Genomic DNA, 16,554 nt, shown 5'->3' on the forward strand with positions numbered 1-16,554 from the left:
ATACATCCTATTTATTAATAGTCTTTCGTATCATTGCGAACAAATGCGATGAGAAACTTAAAATTATCCAGGATGTTGATAACACGAAGTAACATTATAAGTAGTAACCTCTGCAAAAGTTGAAAGTGCTTCCAAAACGTCTTCTTTTACACTTCCATCCGAGCAGGCAAAAACGGTCTCACCCAACATTGCCTGAGAAGCCATGCCACCTGCTGCACCTACTGCCTCGATAGCATCAATTACACGATCACTTGCAAGCCCACATTTCAACGTGAACTGCTTCGAAAGCTCCATGAAATTCGCAATTGTAGGACGTGAAAGTAAAGAACGCAACGCGGACCTACCTGCAGAATTGATCTCCCTCATAAATCCCCCATCATTTAGCACCGAACCTGTAGAAAGTTCACCAAGTACGATACAATGAACCTCAAAGGAAGGCGAAGGTACACGGTCAAGAACACCATAAGGAGGACAACCCGGAACTTTCCTGATCGGGACACCACCGAAATACTGAGCTTCAACATCCCCCATACCACTGCCGTTGCTGACCTCTGCGATATGAACAGCTTCCACAAGCTGATTGGAAGTCAATCCCAGTGAGAAGGCATCGTTGAGCGCATAAGCAGTACTGAGAGCACCAGCAGCGGATGCACCGAATCCGCAACCTATTGGAATTGAAGAGGTGCATTCCACATGGACAGGAAGATCCACGATTTGTTCTATCAAAGAGCGAGTGGTGTCTGCATTAACAGAAACACCATCGAGAGAGATCTCGGTCTTTTCCTCGCCCGGAGTGACAATGGCAGCAATGCCACCATCAATGACAACACCACAACCAGTTGATCCTTTCCTGCGTGGATCAGGATCATCATGAATCTCAAAAAAACCTGTAATATGACCAGGAGCAAAGGCTTTACCAACAGAACTTTCAATTGACATCGGAATCTCTTTTCCTGAAAATAGCTTCTACATTATCTGCCAGTGTTTCAGCGATCAGCCTCTTATTTCCACTGACATGGGCGATCCCACCATCCATTGCAGATATTATATGAACGTCATTCTCCACAGTCCCCATCCCGGTGATGCTTACCTCGTTTGCAACCACCATGTCAAGTTCAGCGGCATTCAGGGACTCCTTTGCGCGTGTGATCAGCTCATCCTCTGTTATGCCGGCCTCTGCCTTGAATCCAACAATAGAAATATCAGGATAAGCATCACGCACTTCCCTTATCAGTTTACGCGTACTCCTGAATTTCAGATTAAGGTCACCACCTGACTTGATCTTATTGTCCTGGGCATCAAGGGTGTAATCAGAGATCGCCGCTGCACTTATCAGCATGTCATAGCCATGTTCAAGTTCCCTGAGAGTTGCATCGATCATCTCCCCTGCACTTTCGACCAGTATCTCGTTAACACCTTCCGAGTCAAGCCTGCCATTGTGGACCACTGTGACCTCTGCACCCCTGCGATAGAATTCAAGAGCGATCTCCCTGCCGGTACGACCTGATGCACGATTGGTTATCACCCGGATAGGATCAATAGCCTCTGCAGTTGCACCACTTGTTATGAGCACTTTTTTCCCTGCAAGTGTACTGCTGCCAAGGGAACGTTCTACTGCAAGTACGATCTGCTCATTGGATGCTATCTTTGCAATTCCTTCATTGAGATGCGGACCTACAAATGTTATGTCCCAATCCTGAAGCTTGTTTATATTTTCCATCACGGCCGGATGTTCATACATTGAATTGTGCATTGCAGGAACAACGATCACAGGCGTACCTTCCCCCATGGCAGTTGTTGCGAAGGTCGTTACAGGAGTATCATCTATCCCACATGCCATCTTACCGATGGTATTGGCAGTTGCAGGTGCAACCAGGAGAAGATCTGCACATCCTTCCGAGCCGAAGAACTTCACATGCTCGACCTCACCGGTGATCTTAATGATAACATCGTGACCGGTGGCATAATGCAATGCATAGGGATGAAGGATATGCTGTGCCTCTTTGCTCATTACAGCATAGACCTCTGCACCATTGCGTATAAGCTCACGTGCAAGTTCAACAACACGTACTGCAGCGATACTGCCGGTAACAGCAATAACAATGACCTTTCCGGAAAGGGAAGCACTGCTCTGCCCTTTTATCCACATAGTAGGATGACGTGACATTTTCATCAAAACCACTTTGTGTTCTAATGATAAGTAGCTTACTGAAAGTTTTTCGAAAAAAGGCATTCATTTTATTCTACGCTGTTTGAACACATCGGTTAAAAAATACCCAAAACTTAAGATAGGGTTTATCAGACTAAATAAAAAAGAGAAATCCCGATATCTCCCCAGCATAGTCTTTGGGAGAATAATGCAAATAAAATATGTGATGTGGAAATTCACAGATCACGAAACGTGATAACCAATGACAAAACAGATGGACAACGTTACTTTAGTACGTCTTCCTTTGTTGTTCTTTGTTTCCACTCACCACAATACAGATCTTTAGTAGTAACGGGAAAATATAGGTTACCAGTTCTAAAATGTTGTTCACTCTCAGCACAGGGAGGATATCGCCTACACTCACCACGATCCCCACCTAATTCATTTTCGACTCTCCAATAATAACATGTTGAACATTTTACCTGACTATCCATGTAATGTACCCCATTGAACAGATTCATTTTAAATATCTTTAACCTTTCCTTTCGCCATTAATTTATTCATTAATTCACTGCAACAATGCATAGCAAAGCAACTTATTTTCCATCAACACAGACGAAACAACCCCATCATAGAACAGATGGTCGCAGTTGATCCCACCCTTGTAGAACTCACCTTTTACAGTGATCGTTCTAATTACTAAATAACCGGGCACTCATAAACAGCTACATGCCCATAAAATTATTTTACATATATCGAGAAAATACTAAATAGTTAGCACGTGCTAACAGAAGTATTAATAGCATCCTGAAACACTTAACTTGAGATTAATGGCTGGAACAAAGAAAGTCGCAGGAAACCTGAACACGTTTTTCAAAAAGTATTCAGGAAAGGAAAAGCTGGAGGAAGAGATCGACAAGCTCCAGTCACACATACTTGAGCTGGAGATCGACAGGAAGAGGTTTGAGAAGAACGAGACCAATGCAAAACGTGCCCTTGCTGCAAAACAGGAAGCAGAGGAAAAACTCAAGGCTGCCAACGTAAAGATCGAAACACTCACACACCAGCTTGAGGAGAAGAAAGAAGAAGTCTCAGAAGAGATCTCATTTGCCCTTATCGAAGAGGTCACACCTTCACAGATGACATCCTACATTGACCAGCTGAGATCCATAAGATCTGATCGCGAATCACTCCTAACTGCATACATTACTGAAAAAGAGATGAATTTGAACTCAGGGTTCTCAAAGGATGCCATGAAAGACCTGGACCAGAATAGCCAGTACCTTATACAGAAGATCAAAAGCGACACAGGGTATGCACTTTTCTATGACAGTATGCAGATGCTAAAGGAGGTTGTAGTTCCTGCACTTCCATTTGAAAGAAGTTCTGTAGAGAGGTCCAATTCATTTGTAACCGGGGCGCTAAAAAACTCACTTGCAAAGGATATTAGCGTATGCATCCTCGCAGCCCACGCCGGAGAATCACTTATAGGAATATCTTCCGACAAGACTGGATTTGACGAAGATATGATCATCCGAAGCAGTGTCAAAGCCAAACATACAAAGGGTGGTTTTAGCCAGAGGCGCTTTGAAAGGCTCAGGGATGAAGATATTGACCATCATGTGGAAAAGGTCAGGAACTCACTGAAGAACATGCTTGAGCATGCTCCCATTGATATTGATATGATAATCATATGCGGCGACACTGTACTGGCAAATTATATCCTTGAAGATATCGACTCGGAAATACCCATCATGGAAAGGAACATTGACGCAAAGATCGAAAAACATGATACTGATAGTATAATAAGAAGTATCTTCAGTTGCCGCCGATACAAACTGTAACAGGAGCTAACATGGTAGAACCGGAAGAGATTGAAGGCATGGCAGACGCACTTGGAGCTGTCACACATGACGAAATTGTAGAACTTGCCCAGGAACTTGCATATAAAAGAGAAGAGAATATACCTGACGAGGAAGAGATCACAATAATGCTGGAAAAGGCAGTCTCCAAACACCTGCTTGAAGCAATATCCATTGAAGAACTTAGTGAAGCTGATGCTAAGAACAGTGAAGATGTTAACTATTATATTGTAGGTCCGCATGCGTTCCCGAAGTTTCCATTCGATCTGAGCGAGGTCATAGATATCCTGAAACTGGCCAGGCGAGAGGTGGATCCGTATAAGATCACAAAGAGATTTTCCGGAAGATTGAAAGCCAGAATTACAAAACTCAGACACAATATAGAGGACTTTGCTAATGGAGATAACGATAGCATTGACATCCCAACCCTCGAAAACAGATACAGTGACCTGTTAAATCTCTACTATGATTACGATTCATGGCTTGAGGGAGAGATCACAGAGATGGAGGATGAGATACTGGACATTAGCAAACAGATCGATGCCCTGGGAGCAGCACAAGATATTTGATGTTTGTATGCGATGAGAGGTGAAGATAGATATGGCAAGGCATAGAAAAGATACCTATTACTGGCGTGCAAAAGAAGAAGGATATCGTTCGAGGGCAGCCTATAAGCTTTTCCAGATCAACGAGAAATTCAAGGTCATAAAGGAAGGGGACACCATTGTGGATCTTGGAGCTGCACCTGGTGGGTGGCTCGAGGTCGCAAAGAAGCTCTCAGAAGGGAAGGTAGTCGGAGTGGACCTTCGCCGCATTAAAGAAATAGAAGGCGTTGACACAATAAAAGGAGATATTACATCCGATGTGACCATCAGGAAGATCATCGACATGGTCGGAGAAGATGGAGCCGATGTTGTCATCTGTGATGCCGCACCAAACCTTTCAGGCAACTGGAGCCTTGACCATGCACGTTCCATAGACCTTACAACTTCCGCACTGGAATGCGCAAAGAAGATACTCAAGCCTCAGGGACATTTTATTGTGAAGGTTTTCCAGGGAGATATGTTCAAGGATTACATGGACGAGGTTCGAAAAAACTTCACATTTACCAAGGCATACTCACCACATGCATCAAGGGATGAAAGCGCAGAGATCTATGTGATCGGTAAGAAGTTCCTTACTGCTCCTTTACACAAGAACGATGAATTTGATGTCGTCATCAATAAAATAGGAGATGGCGGAGATGGCATTGCCCATGTTGAGGATTTCGTGGTTTTTGTTAAAGAGGTCGATAAAGGGGACTCGGTGAAGATCCAGATAACAGATGTCAAGCCGAACTTTGCCTTTGCAAAGGTCATTGAACGTTATGCAGAGGAAGAAACAAAATAAAATGGTTCAACTCTTTGTATCAAATCGATCAATTAAATTAATTGAATCAGTAAATGAATAACAAAATGGTTGCCCTTCAGCGATCCTGAAGGGTTTCCACTTCTTCTACAAGTCTATTGCCTGCAGCCACTTCATCTATGCTGTGCACAACTGCACCAAGATTTTCGATGGATTGCCTTATCACATTATAGTCGATCTGATCGCCTTCAATAGTGATCTTGATGTTCTCTGTTTTCTGGTCAACCTCATACAAACCGATGTTAACGCCTGTAACACCATCAATTACACTCAAATTCTCTGCCAGTTCAATGGTAGAGGGATGATGAGGTTTCAATACATCCAGAACCAATCTTCTTATTCCCGTCAATTTGTTCATCCTTCCCAAAGTTTCCGATAGCTACGAGAGTTATAGAAATATAGATAGAATAATATGATAACCAGATATTAGATTTTGTCAGCAAACCTTATATAAATATTGACATGAATACTGTTCGTACACAAACGATTTATATTGGAATGACATTTAGAGACCATTCATTTTATACATTTTTGCAGGTGAAAAAATGATAGACCTACACACACACACCGTTTTCAGTGACGGAGAACTCATCCCAAGCGAACTTGTCCGCCGGGCGGTAACCTTCGGATACCGTGGCATCGGAATAACCGACCACGTTGATTACACTAACATAGAACATGTACTCTCATGTGTAAAGAAAGCAAAATACATGGAAGAGGTCATGGACATCAGAGTAATCACCGGAGTTGAGCTCACACACGTCCACCCTGCAAAGATAGCACCCCTTGCAAGAATGGCAAAGGAACTGGGAGCAGAGATAGTGGTAGTTCACGGAGAATCACCGGTCGAGCCTGTTGCGCCTGGAACCAATGCCGCATCTGTGATATGTGAAGATGTTGACATCCTCGCACACCCGGGATTCCTCACCACCGAGGAAGCACAGCTGGCAATTGACAACGATGTCTGCATTGAGATCACCGCAAGGAGCGGTCACAATAGAACAAACGGCCACGTTGCAAGGATATGTACTGAGATCGGCGCCACCATGGTGGTCGATACCGACACCCACAGTCCCGATAATCTCATCACAAAAGAGACAGCTCTGAAAGTGGCCATGGGAGCCGGACTCACAGAAAGTCAGGCAAAGCAGGTGCTTGAGAACTCTGTACGATTCATCGAATGATGGCGGAACTCTTTAATTTACACCCTTAAGAACAACATTCACCCATGCCGGGCATTCCGGCATATAATCTTTTTTTATCTATATTTGGTCCTTAAATATAGCCTCTGCAAATATGCAAATTCAAAAAGCAGAAGTATTCAATACTTTTTAAAAGTAGTTAATATCAGAAATGGCTTAGAGTTTGCTTTTTACCATCAAAAACCAGTTCGAAGGTAAAATCCCCAGTTATCGGACCCTCTATCACTACGCCCTCACTAATGTTACCATACGAATAGCCATCCTCATCGAATACCCACTTGCCGTCATCAAAAATACCTTTCCTGAAATTTACAGGTTCACCGCTGATAAGAACACGTGTTTTAACTCCGCTGGCATAGCTGCAGAGAATGGTGTAATCTTCCACAGACCATGCCGTGTTCGTAAGGTTCCCATCAGCATCAGGGTCCGGATCAACTCCGAAAGCGACATAATTCACATGTTCCGGCATGGAAAGTTCCACAGTGCACATCGAACCATCCGTACCCTTTGAAGTAATCTCTCTTGCATAACCATGCTGTATAGAGGAGATCTTCAGGGCAGCATCTTCCAGCTGCCTGTCAACATCAGCATCATCCATTACCGGAGAAATATTGTTCCATGAAACTGCTGCGAGCACGACCACAAGAGCAGTGATCGCAAGATAGACCACCATCTTCAACGGGATGGTATCCACACCACGCGTGTCTTCGAGAAAACGTTGAAGGCCGCTCACAATCAATCACCTGAAAGATCTAATATGCCCAATGGAACTAGCAGCATCAGTCCAGCCACTCGAAGAACTTGTCAAGCGCCCTGCGCCTGTGGGAAAATGTGTTCTTGATCTCGGTACCAAGCTCACCGAAGGTCTTTCCCTCGTACTCGAATATCGGATCATATCCGAAGCCACCGGTACCGCGCTCCTCAAAGGCGATCTTTCCTTCCACAGTGCCTGTGAAAACGGAAGGTTCTCCGCCAGGTTCACAATAACCGATAACTGACTTGAAAACAGCAGTCCTGTCTTCCTCATCTTCCATGAGCTTGAGGACCTTCTGGTTCCCAAGGTTGTCTTCCACAAATGCGGAATAAGGACCCGGAAAACCGTTCAGCGCATTGATGAACAGACCGGAGTCATCCACCATAACAGGATGTTTCAGCTTTTCAGCAGCCCATTTTGCACCGTATGCAGCAATAGGCTCAAGATCATCTTCCTGGAGTTCGGGATAGCCATCCGCATTCTGCATCAGCTCAATATCCTTTGCAGCCAGTATCTCCTTTGCTTCTCCGAACTTTCCCTTATTTCCAGTAACGAATACCATTTTACGCATAACGACCCCTCTTTTCGATCTCTTTTATCCGAAGCAGAACCTCATCTGCTTTGTCAAGTTTCCTTCTGTAACCACGACAGAATGCTTCTATCAGCTCTTCATAATTTGCATGTGTACTTTCAAATGTCTGGAACAGTACATGGATATCCACACCTCTGGACTCCACTGAACCGTCAACAAATGCCAGGCCAAAATCTATCAGGTAGATACGATCATCCTTTACGATCATATTGGAAGTTGTAAGATCACCATGGATGATCCCGCCGCTGTGAAGCCGGCCAATCACCTCGCCTACAAGCTCACATAGGTCAGCGTCCACCAGATACTTCAATGGCTTTCCATCGATGAACTCCATCTCAATTGTATAATCATAGATATCATGAATGATCGGAGTCGCAACACCACACCGCCTTGCTTCCGACATAAGGCGTGCTTCCGCTCGCGTCCTTTCCTTACGGATCCGCTCATCCAGTTCCTGAACCCTGTATCGTTTAGGTATGCGTTCCTTGACCACGAAACCATCTTCAAGGCTTACATTAGCCTCAGCACCACTTCTCAGATACATCAAAACACCTCCTGATGCTTATCCGCGATCCAGGTAACATCCACGGTATCCGGCCTGAAGCTCGGGTCAACATGTGAGTTTTCAATAGGAGTGGTGGTTCCTGATTTGAACATAAGTAGGCCGGTATATGCGATCATTGCACCGTTGTCACCCATGAACTTCCTTTCCGGAACATAGAAGCGTGCTCCGCGGTCATCACACATAACATCCAGCATTTCCCTGAGCCTCATGTTCGCACCTACACCGCCTGCAAGAAGCACCTCGCTCTTGCCAGTATGTGCAAGTGCACGCTCTGTAACTTCCACAAGCATTGCAAAGGCATTCTCCTGGAAAGAATAGCACACATCCTCAATGGATGAGGATTTTAGTGCGTCTTTAGCAGCTGTCGAAAGCCCGGAAAAGGAGAAGTCCATGCCTTTGACGACATAAGGCATTTTGACATATCCCGTAGCATTCTTTGCATATTCCTCGACCTTCGGTCCACCGGGATGGCTTAAGCCTGCACTCCTTGCAAACTTATCCAGTGCGTTACCGATTCCGATATCAAGGGTCTCACCGAATATTCGATACTTGCCAGCCCTGTGTGCAAGGACCTGGGAATTACCCCCGCTTACATACAGTACGACAGGATCTTTTGCCGGTGTCTTCCACCTGCCGATCTCAATGTGACCAATACAGTGATTTACTCCCACCAGGGGAATATCAAGGGACATTGCAAGTGCTCTTGCAGATGTGGCAACCGTCCTGAGACATGCACCAAGGCCCGGACCCTGTGAGAATGCAATTGCATCAATGTCCTTTGGATGGTGGCATTTTCCCCTGAATTCCTTCAGGAGCCTTTCGATAACAGTAGATGCATACATCGCATGATGCTGGGCAGCTTCCCTGGGATGGATTCCACCGGTAGCCGGACGATAGGTCTCGGTGACCTCTGCGATAACATCGTCTTCGTCAACAATAGCTGCACTCAGGTTCCATGCTGTGCCTTCTATACCAAGAACTGTGGTCAATAAATAAGTCTCCTTGAAAAGTAATGTCGTTTTTTGTGTGTATTAACCTTGCTTCCTTACATATAACTTACCAGTTGAGAAACGTTTTAGTAGTTAGCAAACCAATCCATCACCATGGAAGAGAAGAGCAAAACAACCACAAAAACAAACAGCAAACCAGAGATCACTACCGAGGAACTCCTGCGGAACATCGGTCAGCCACATCTTGGGACACACATACCACCATCACTAAGTAATGAACTTCCTGCCCTTGATGGAATTGAGTTCATGCCACACAAGACAGCCGGATTACAGTCAGCTGCAGATATGTGGATCGACAAAGCAAGGATCAGCGATAACCTTCACAAAAAAGCTATTGTGGAAAAGATCCTGAAGGGTAAAACACTCTGAGTCAGACACTTTAGGGTAAGATGGTCTGAACAAGAGATCATTTTTAATCTGGGTTTTGACGTTTCATAAATTGAAGAGAACTACTATTCTTCCTGAATTCAAGTGAGGGTTTGGCATTAAAACAAGCTCTCCCATTTTATTATAAAAGTGACACATCGAGATTTTTACCTCTGAATAGCAGGAGCAGGAAAAATTAAATGGATCTTATTTGTCCATTCAGATCAAAAACCGAGAATAACTATCAAAGGTTGATTTAAAGAGAACATATTCTCTCAAAATATCGAGCTTGCCCATAAAGTCCCTTACCTTAGAATCAAAAACATGACTTTGTAGTCAAATGCCATACATTGTGATTAAAATCGATGATTCAGTTCAAGAAAAAGGACACCTACAAGACCCTTTTGTTAAATTTTTTCCAGTGGCTATTTTTTTATAAATGTAATTGATATAATGATACACCAAATCATTATGGCGGATTGGGGGAAAGAACGGATGAATAGAAAAGACGGATTGCTAGTGTTATGTATTGGTATGGTATTGTGTCTATGTCTGATACCGCCAGCAATGGCTTCGACTGAAGAAGAAAACAACACCCCAGCCAAAGATGCTGCTCAATTAAAGATGGAAGAGTTGGAGGCTGAGCTAGGTGAAGAAGGAATGCAAGAAGTCCAGGAATATTTGGAACTACAGGCATCTTTGCCACATGTGGTAAAGGCGTCTCCTTATTCATATATTGCCTTTGCTGCAACTGATGAGGAAAGTCAGATTGCATATATGACTGGAATAGATGAGTCTGATTTAACTGAAGAAGAAAAAGAAAAGCTAAAAGCAGAATTGCAAGATGTCTGGGATCGATATCCTGATGATTTCAGAATTGAAGACAATGTGCCCTTATAGGTAATTGATGGGATAATGACAGAAAGGTTCATTGAAGCTCAAGAATTTACAGAGGATGATTTAGATAAAACGGAATTAATCGAACTGCAAAGTAATCAGTTTCAATTCACCGCTCCTTTGCTCGGCATGCTTGTGATAAGCCTGCTTATAGTAACGATGTGGTTCAGGCGATCTTAAATGGAGTTTGGATTAAAGGAGGTACCTTGGGAGAATTGTACATCTAGGAAATTATGTCAAAGAATAGCTGAGTTATAGTAATTTGAATAAGGATGCTGTGTTCCTTATTGAAGAACATCTACATTTTTCACGATTTTCAAACAATTGAAGGCTTTGTAGGTTACTAATTTATTTGAGTTTGTAGTCAAAAAAGGACTTTATAGACAGATACCCAACTTTGTAGGCAAGAGGACTTTGTAGGCAAGAGGACTTTATAGGCAAGTCCCAAAATATCAGACATTTTTAATCCGGATATTAAGCCAAAACCCGATTATTTTGAACTTTTCTTTACGTTCAAACCATTTCTGATTTTGCCATACCATCAATTTATTGATAAAAAACCATACAAAAAAAGCACTATCTTAAAATAACATTGTGAAGTAATCTATTGTAATAAATTTGATTTTCAACATCAAGAAGCAGTGGTCTTACAAATATGAGACGTCCCGGCTTCCTGTCAGAGTCAAATTATATCATTCGTTTCACACTTACATGATTTTGTAGAAAGTGAGATGGTGTAATTGATGAAGTCCGGAATCAGAACAACAGTAACAGCGGGGATCTTCATAATATCAAGTATAGTTGTGATCAACGTACTTCTGGTAAACAACCCCGTTGTCATACAAATAGAAGGCGATGCTTTCAAGATAGTAGATATTCCCTATAAATATACTGTGAATGAGGCATATGTTTTGCTGATTTCAGCATTTGTTTGTGGGTTTAGTCTTGCATTGATACTCCTTGATAATGGTATATTTCAAAGCGATCTGCAGGAGCAGGAATCCATGGAAGAAAGATCATTGTTGGATACATCATTGCAGAATGGATCTTTTAAGGATATATCATTGGAAAATTTTCAAGAACCTGAGAAAAGCGATTTTTCAGGCATTATATTGAAAGCCCTTACCGGGGATGAAAGAAAGACCGTTGAAATTATCCTGAATAATGGAGGCCGTATCCTTCAAAATGAACTTGTGAACTCACTCGATTTTTCAAAGGCCAAAGTGTCAAGGATCCTCATCAATCTTGAAAAGCGTGGAATTGTCAGGAAAAATAAGTATGGACTTACCAATTGCATCTCACTGGCTGACGACATAAGGGGTGAAATTAAATGAGAAAAGATTTTTTATTAGCAACAGGAATGTCCTTCCTTCTTCTAGCTGCAGGAGTTTACTGGTATTTCTGGACATTAGATGATGTTTCCATTGTTGGCGCCGATGCTCCTGATTACATTGGCATTAAAACCACTGGGCAGCTACAAGTAGTACTTATGAATAATGAATCATATCCGGTTGATGTGTCTATTGATATTGAAAATGCTTTTGTAGATCCCGATGGGATTAGCCGTTCATATTTTGATGGTATGCTGATCATATCAAATCCTGAAAACCCTGACTACCTTCAGTATAAGAGTTTTGATCCGAGTGGTGGTAAAATAACCCTACAACCAGGTGAAAATGTTATCGAGATGACTATTGGATACTACATACCAGATGGTTATGATCTGAATGTAAAAGTATATCAGAACCACTGGCTTTTAGATGAAGCTACAACTCATATAGAGGTTTTGGAAACTGTACTTCCTAATCTTTCAATTGAATTGGATTCGGAAATGATTGCAATTGATGAAGTCGAAATATACAGAGTAGATGCTTATATTTCAAATGACAATACAATACGTGGTAATACTCCAGTAGTTGCTACCAATATTAGTATTATCGATAACGCTACAGGAACCATTCTTTTAAGCTATGAGGATTCAATTAGGGCAGATGCAAACTCTACAAAGCATATTATTAACTGGAACACTTCCTCATGGAATATTTCTGATTGGGATGCCAGTCCTACAGTAATTATTGAATTATCTCCAAATGCTTCTTCACCGTATTTGTATAGACCTCTGGAAACTGTTGTTAGAGGGAAAATGGATGAGAGTTACAGGGTAAACTTTACAGCAGTATGGGAGAATCAAGTTATGACCAGAGAATTGGTCATCCCTCCTTCTTTAAATTCCGACAAAATTAATAGCAACATTGAAAATGACTCTGAAGGCGATTTTACTGTTGCACCCACCCCTCCTGAAATTATGCTCCAATGATACATGCCACCTGATATAGTAGAGAATTCCGATAAACCTTTTCAACTGAACCAAAATTAATAGCCAATTAAAATAATTTTACATTATGTCCTTAACGAACTTTGCTTTTAAAGAAGAGTACAAGTATCTTGCTAATCTCGGTGACAAACTCTCTGAAATCGAATATCTCATCGATTGGAAACCATTTCGTCCAATTATAGCAGGAAGCCATTGCGAATATAGGAAGTGTTCCGTAAGCAACTACTGTAAATTAAAGAAAACAGGAAAGTTCTTAGTTGTGCTTGAATCTGCCAAAATTCAAAAACAACTAAGGACAAGATTTTTTTAAACGAAATGACAAAAGGAAGAGGACGGATCAGATAATATCCATCTCACTCAGCCTGTTTGGAAGATAAGTATCCGTCACGAAATCAAGACCTTTTCCTGCAAAAGCTTGTTGTTCGGCCTTTTTCTTAATGCTAAGTTGCAGGCTTATCTGTTCTTTCCAGTAGTCGTTTGCAAACCTCGGATCGGTCAGCTCACTTCTCAATGCATCGATATCCTTGTCGGTCAGCTTGTCAGTGGAAAGTTCGTATTCCACGATATCGGATGGCTGTACACCTATGAACTTGGCTGCAGGTGTTGCCATGAACTCCGAAAGGTGAGCACTTTTGATAGCGCCGTATGCAACCGATGCGAAGATCCTGTAGGACCAGGGGTCACCATCAGTAAAGACCACAACAGGGATACCCAACTCTTCGTTCATCCTCTTAATAAGGCGACGCGTTGACCTTGCAGGCTGTCCCTTAAGGTGCACAAGGATAGCATTGTACTTCTCATCAAAGCCGTTCTCAATAAGCCTGGCATACATACCACCAGTCTCGATGGCAATGATGAACTTGGCATCGTGGTCAAGGAACTCGATGTTCTCAACGTTGAACGGGATCTGATAGCCGCTCTCACCGATATCTTCCTGGCAGTGTATGACACGTGCACCACGCTTTGTTTCTTCCCTTATCCTGATAGGACCGAACATGGTAGCACCATCCTCCTCAGGACGCATGTGGAAATATTCCCTCTGGAGAGCTGTGATAATCTCAAGGTCCTCGATCAGCCTGTTACTCTCAGCCTGCTCGCGGAACTTGGCAATATCCCAGTTCTCTGAGATGTAATACAACTCCCTTAAGGTCGAACCACGGTCCTGTGCCAGGTGGTTCTTTACAAGGAAATCTATCGAATGCACAGTCTTGAGAAGCTGGAAAGCACCTTTGACGGTCTTAGCGGTCCTCTGTGTCTCACGATTACCATAGACCCAGACATCGCTTTCCTCACTATACTCGATGTTGTTCTTGGTACGACTTGAAATACTGACGTTCGGGACGACCTCGTCCACGAACTGGTCGTACAGATTCTCAGTCAACCCGAGAAGGCGGTTCTTTGCCAGAAGATCATGCTGTTTTTTCTGTTGTGAATATTTTGATTCTACATCATCTGCCATATCAGATCACCCCTTTGATAGCCTTTGCACCGGTGACAAGTTCTTCCTCGAGACCCTCCACGATCAATTGCGGAAGCCTTGAAACTTCAGCTTCGGTAATGGTTTCCAGATCGTAGGTCACTGCCTTGGAAGCTTCAGGAGAAAGCTTCAGGGTCCACACATAATCAAAATCACTACCCATTGAGATGATCTTTGGTTCGGGCACAACACCCTTGATCTCGTACGGGAGCATGTCATGAAGCTTGAACTCAGCAAGCTTACTACCATAGTTCTTCACTGTTACGGACACATTCGCACTGCCATCACCATTCAGGTTAACCTTCCGCATCACAAGGAGATTACCCATTACCTTTGCGACCACAGGATTAATGTCAGGAATTTCCCGATCAAGGGTCTCGGCAAGTTTCTGTGCCATCTTTGGAAGCACTTTGGTGATAATGACCTCTTTTTCCCGCCTCTTCTTCAAGGCACCCTGGCGGTTCAGGTAGCGGTTCAGCTTCCTTGACACTTCTTTGATAGCAAGCTCCACCTCATCCCTTATCTCAGGGATCTCCGCAATGGCATCCTTGGACTCGGAAGTGAAAGGAACATTGGTAGATGCAACGTGAACAAGAAGCACCACAGGTCCGGTTGGCATACCGCCACCTGGCTGGTTAAGTCCATACTGTTTCCACTTGATGCCTTCTACTGCATGAGTTGTTACGCAACCACCCTGCTGGTAGAGAAGGGGAACACGGTTAGCAAACCTCATTATATCGATACGGTCATCCTTCTGAAGATCCCCGCCATATGCAATACCCACTTCCACAACGAACGGGTTTCCTGAGAAAACTGAAGCTGATCGTGTGGTTGTTGCGATAAAGTCGACATTGAACTCCTTCTCAAGACCTTTGTAGATCAGATCCTCACCTATCGGGGACAGGCAATCGGTCGGTGGTGACATGATCTTGACTTTCTTGAATGCATCCAGCAGTTTCTTAGACATATCCCTTGATATTTCCGAAGGAGGAAGCTCGGGATCAAGTCCGGCTGCTTTGCAGATCTCTTCAGCAGTGAGCAAACCGATCTTGGAAAAAGAATATCGCAAAAATGGCGCAAGCTTCTGGCGCTCGGTATAGCGAAGCATCTTCATAAGCGTACCAAGTTCGATACCATGAGGATGTGGCAGGATCTCCTTTGCAGGTACAGGAAGCTTGTCTGTAGCCCTTTCGAACATGACCTCATTGCCGTCAGGTTCTATCAATGTGAGCCGGGCATGAGGATTTACAATGGCAGTAGCCTTCAGGTATTCATAGATAGACTGCCTGCGCCCTTTGACATAGGATGCTTCCATTTCCAGTTCCACACGAGTACCATGAGGACGGTCCCAGTCAATGACCTCATCACGAAGGATCTCCGGATCATTGGTACTGGTATTGATCATAAGTTCATAGTAGTGAGCAGGGGAACCACTGCCGATCTTGGAGATGATCTTGGTAGGATGGCCTGCTGTCAGCTGGGCATAAAGGACAGAAGCGGATATTCCGATACCCTGCTGTCCACGGCTCTGCTTCAATGCATGGAAACGTGATCCATACAGCAGTTTTGCAAATACCTTTGGGATCTGCTCTTTAACGATACCCGGACCATTGTCCTCTATTATAATGGAAACGTTATCCTTTCCCACCCGTTCGATATGAAGCAGGATATCCGGGAGGATCTCCGCTTCCTCACATGCATCAAGGGAGTTATCTACTGCTTCTTTTACGGTTGTGATCAGACTGCGGGGAGCTGAATCAAAACCAAGGATCTGCCTGTTCTTCTCAAAAAATTCCGCAACACTTATCGCTTGTTGCTTCTTTGCAAGTTCTTCTGCAATTGGGGCTGCCATAAAATATTCATCCTGCTCTGGTAAAAACTGATAGGAATAACAACGGTACATATCCTGAGAAAATTCAGGACCTATTGACTGTGATC

At 43.4% G+C, this 16,554-nt stretch carries 19 protein-coding genes and 1 pseudogene; 9 read left to right on the forward strand and 11 right to left on the reverse strand.

The window, feature by feature from the left end; translation table 11 throughout:
• Positions 1-63: 63 nt before the first annotated feature.
• The 4 genes from LI82_RS08845 to LI82_RS13135 form a co-directional block, all read right to left on the reverse strand.
• The gene (locus LI82_RS08845; protein WP_048195110.1) at positions 64-939 is read right to left on the reverse strand and encodes a pantoate kinase; all 876 of its coding nucleotides are present in this window, start codon (positions 937-939) and stop codon (positions 64-66) included.
• A complete protein-coding gene (gene coaBC, locus LI82_RS08850; protein ID WP_048196186.1) occupies positions 929-2,173 on the reverse strand; it encodes a bifunctional phosphopantothenoylcysteine decarboxylase/phosphopantothenate--cysteine ligase CoaBC in 1,245 nt (414 codons plus the stop codon). Before coaBC ends, LI82_RS08845 begins: the two co-directional genes overlap by 11 nt.
• A gap of 265 nt (positions 2,174-2,438) precedes the next feature.
• Entirely contained in the window at positions 2,439-2,576 is a 138-nt protein-coding gene (locus LI82_RS13445) for a hypothetical protein (protein WP_167879769.1), read from the reverse strand.
• Between the two features lie 141 nt (positions 2,577-2,717).
• The gene (locus tag LI82_RS13135; RefSeq protein ID WP_160174972.1) at positions 2,718-2,864 is read right to left on the reverse strand and encodes a hypothetical protein; all 147 of its coding nucleotides are present in this window, start codon (positions 2,862-2,864) and stop codon (positions 2,718-2,720) included.
• Between the two features lie 115 nt (positions 2,865-2,979).
• Between LI82_RS13135 and LI82_RS08860 the strand changes: the two genes are divergently transcribed.
• The 3 genes from LI82_RS08860 to LI82_RS08870 are packed head-to-tail and all read left to right on the forward strand — an operon-like array spanning position 2,980 to position 5,400.
• Positions 2,980-3,993, forward strand: coding sequence for a Vms1/Ankzf1 family peptidyl-tRNA hydrolase (locus LI82_RS08860; RefSeq protein WP_048195112.1), 1,014 nt, complete (start codon positions 2,980-2,982; stop codon positions 3,991-3,993).
• A gap of 11 nt (positions 3,994-4,004) precedes the next feature.
• On the forward strand, positions 4,005-4,580 hold the full coding sequence (locus LI82_RS08865; RefSeq protein WP_048195114.1) for a DUF7109 family protein: 576 nt from the start codon (positions 4,005-4,007) through the stop codon (positions 4,578-4,580).
• A gap of 31 nt (positions 4,581-4,611) precedes the next feature.
• Positions 4,612-5,400, forward strand: a complete 789-nt coding sequence (locus LI82_RS08870) for a 23S rRNA (uridine(2552)-2'-O)-methyltransferase (RefSeq protein ID WP_048195115.1) — start codon at positions 4,612-4,614, stop codon at positions 5,398-5,400.
• A 76-nt stretch (positions 5,401-5,476) separates the two neighbouring features.
• Here the strand turns inward: LI82_RS08870 and LI82_RS08875 are convergent, their stop codons facing one another.
• Positions 5,477-5,776, reverse strand: a complete 300-nt coding sequence (locus tag LI82_RS08875; protein WP_167879274.1) for a DUF211 domain-containing protein — start codon at positions 5,774-5,776, stop codon at positions 5,477-5,479.
• Between the two features lie 187 nt (positions 5,777-5,963).
• Between LI82_RS08875 and LI82_RS08880 the strand changes: the two genes are divergently transcribed.
• On the forward strand, positions 5,964-6,602 hold the full coding sequence (locus LI82_RS08880; RefSeq protein ID WP_048195117.1) for a histidinol phosphate phosphatase domain-containing protein: 639 nt from the start codon (positions 5,964-5,966) through the stop codon (positions 6,600-6,602).
• Between the two features lie 163 nt (positions 6,603-6,765).
• Here LI82_RS08880 and LI82_RS08885 read toward each other — a convergent pair whose 3' ends face one another.
• The 4 genes from LI82_RS08885 to LI82_RS08900 are packed head-to-tail and all read right to left on the reverse strand — an operon-like array spanning position 6,766 to position 9,520.
• Complete coding sequence (locus tag LI82_RS08885; RefSeq protein WP_236622720.1) at positions 6,766-7,353, reverse strand: hypothetical protein; 588 nt, start codon at positions 7,351-7,353, stop codon at positions 6,766-6,768.
• A gap of 46 nt (positions 7,354-7,399) precedes the next feature.
• Positions 7,400-7,945, reverse strand: a complete 546-nt coding sequence (locus LI82_RS08890; protein ID WP_048195118.1) for an XTP/dITP diphosphatase — start codon at positions 7,943-7,945, stop codon at positions 7,400-7,402.
• A complete protein-coding gene (locus tag LI82_RS08895) occupies positions 7,938-8,510 on the reverse strand; it encodes a Kae1-associated kinase Bud32 (protein WP_048195120.1) in 573 nt (190 codons plus the stop codon). Before LI82_RS08895 ends, LI82_RS08890 begins: the two co-directional genes overlap by 8 nt.
• A complete protein-coding gene (locus LI82_RS08900) occupies positions 8,510-9,520 on the reverse strand; it encodes a bifunctional N(6)-L-threonylcarbamoyladenine synthase/serine/threonine protein kinase (RefSeq protein WP_048195122.1) in 1,011 nt (336 codons plus the stop codon). The genes LI82_RS08895 and LI82_RS08900 overlap by 1 nt, the downstream gene beginning before the upstream one ends.
• Before the next feature lie 114 nt (positions 9,521-9,634).
• Here LI82_RS08900 and LI82_RS08905 point away from each other — a divergent pair, with 114 nt between their 5' ends.
• The 5 genes and pseudogenes from LI82_RS08905 to LI82_RS12950 form a co-directional block, all read left to right on the forward strand.
• Positions 9,635-9,910 carry a hypothetical protein gene (locus LI82_RS08905; RefSeq protein ID WP_048195124.1) on the forward strand — a complete coding sequence of 92 codons (276 nt, stop codon included), beginning with the start codon at positions 9,635-9,637 and terminating at the stop codon, positions 9,908-9,910.
• 492 nt (positions 9,911-10,402) lie between these two features.
• Positions 10,403-10,807 (forward strand): hypothetical protein, encoded by a 405-nt coding sequence (locus LI82_RS08910; RefSeq protein ID WP_236622721.1) that lies wholly within the window; start codon positions 10,403-10,405, stop codon positions 10,805-10,807.
• A 740-nt stretch (positions 10,808-11,547) separates the two neighbouring features.
• A complete protein-coding gene (locus LI82_RS08915) occupies positions 11,548-12,138 on the forward strand; it encodes a helix-turn-helix transcriptional regulator (protein ID WP_048195126.1) in 591 nt (196 codons plus the stop codon).
• A complete protein-coding gene (locus LI82_RS08920) occupies positions 12,135-13,121 on the forward strand; it encodes a hypothetical protein (protein ID WP_048195128.1) in 987 nt (328 codons plus the stop codon). The genes LI82_RS08915 and LI82_RS08920 overlap by 4 nt, the downstream gene beginning before the upstream one ends.
• An 85-nt stretch (positions 13,122-13,206) precedes the next feature.
• Positions 13,207-13,323 (forward strand): annotated as a pseudogene (locus LI82_RS12950) (IS5/IS1182 family transposase); the annotation flags it as partial.
• A gap of 153 nt (positions 13,324-13,476) precedes the next feature.
• Here LI82_RS12950 and LI82_RS08925 read toward each other — a convergent pair.
• Together LI82_RS08925 and LI82_RS08930 are read right to left on the reverse strand one after the other, a co-directional pair.
• The gene (locus LI82_RS08925; RefSeq protein WP_048195130.1) at positions 13,477-14,598 is read right to left on the reverse strand and encodes a DNA topoisomerase IV subunit A; all 1,122 of its coding nucleotides are present in this window, start codon (positions 14,596-14,598) and stop codon (positions 13,477-13,479) included.
• 1 nt (position 14,599) lies between these two features.
• Complete coding sequence (locus LI82_RS08930; RefSeq protein WP_048195132.1) at positions 14,600-16,468, reverse strand: DNA topoisomerase VI subunit B; 1,869 nt, start codon at positions 16,466-16,468, stop codon at positions 14,600-14,602.
• Positions 16,469-16,554: the final 86 nt, after the last annotated feature.

Source organism: Methanococcoides methylutens, from assembly GCF_000765475.1.
Taxonomy (GTDB): Archaea; Halobacteriota; Methanosarcinia; order Methanosarcinales; family Methanosarcinaceae; genus Methanococcoides; species Methanococcoides methylutens.

Excerpts from the sequence above, each read along its gene's own strand:
- LI82_RS08910 (WP_236622721.1), top strand. The coding sequence starts at position 10,403 with ATGAATAGAAAAGACGGATTGCTAGTGTTATGTATTGGTATGGTATTG.
- LI82_RS08865 (WP_048195114.1), top strand. The coding sequence starts at position 4,005 with ATGGTAGAACCGGAAGAGATTGAAGGCATGGCAGACGCACTTGGAGCT.
- LI82_RS08880 (WP_048195117.1), top strand. The coding sequence starts at position 5,964 with ATGATAGACCTACACACACACACCGTTTTCAGTGACGGAGAACTCATC.
- LI82_RS08890 (WP_048195118.1), bottom strand. The coding sequence starts at position 7,945 with ATGCGTAAAATGGTATTCGTTACTGGAAATAAGGGAAAGTTCGGAGAA.
- LI82_RS08870 (WP_048195115.1), top strand. The coding sequence starts at position 4,612 with ATGGCAAGGCATAGAAAAGATACCTATTACTGGCGTGCAAAAGAAGAA.
- LI82_RS08905 (WP_048195124.1), top strand. The coding sequence starts at position 9,635 with ATGGAAGAGAAGAGCAAAACAACCACAAAAACAAACAGCAAACCAGAG.
- LI82_RS08915 (WP_048195126.1), top strand. The coding sequence starts at position 11,548 with ATGAAGTCCGGAATCAGAACAACAGTAACAGCGGGGATCTTCATAATA.
- LI82_RS08860 (WP_048195112.1), top strand. The coding sequence starts at position 2,980 with ATGGCTGGAACAAAGAAAGTCGCAGGAAACCTGAACACGTTTTTCAAA.
- LI82_RS08925 (WP_048195130.1), bottom strand. The coding sequence starts at position 14,598 with ATGGCAGATGATGTAGAATCAAAATATTCACAACAGAAAAAACAGCAT.
- coaBC (WP_048196186.1), bottom strand. The coding sequence starts at position 2,173 with ATGAAAATGTCACGTCATCCTACTATGTGGATAAAAGGGCAGAGCAGT.
- LI82_RS08920 (WP_048195128.1), top strand. The coding sequence starts at position 12,135 with ATGAGAAAAGATTTTTTATTAGCAACAGGAATGTCCTTCCTTCTTCTA.
- LI82_RS08875 (WP_167879274.1), bottom strand. The coding sequence starts at position 5,776 with ATGAACAAATTGACGGGAATAAGAAGATTGGTTCTGGATGTATTGAAA.
- LI82_RS08845 (WP_048195110.1), bottom strand. The coding sequence starts at position 939 with ATGTCAATTGAAAGTTCTGTTGGTAAAGCCTTTGCTCCTGGTCATATT.
- LI82_RS08895 (WP_048195120.1), bottom strand. The coding sequence starts at position 8,510 with ATGTATCTGAGAAGTGGTGCTGAGGCTAATGTAAGCCTTGAAGATGGT.
- LI82_RS08930 (WP_048195132.1), bottom strand. The coding sequence starts at position 16,468 with ATGGCAGCCCCAATTGCAGAAGAACTTGCAAAGAAGCAACAAGCGATA.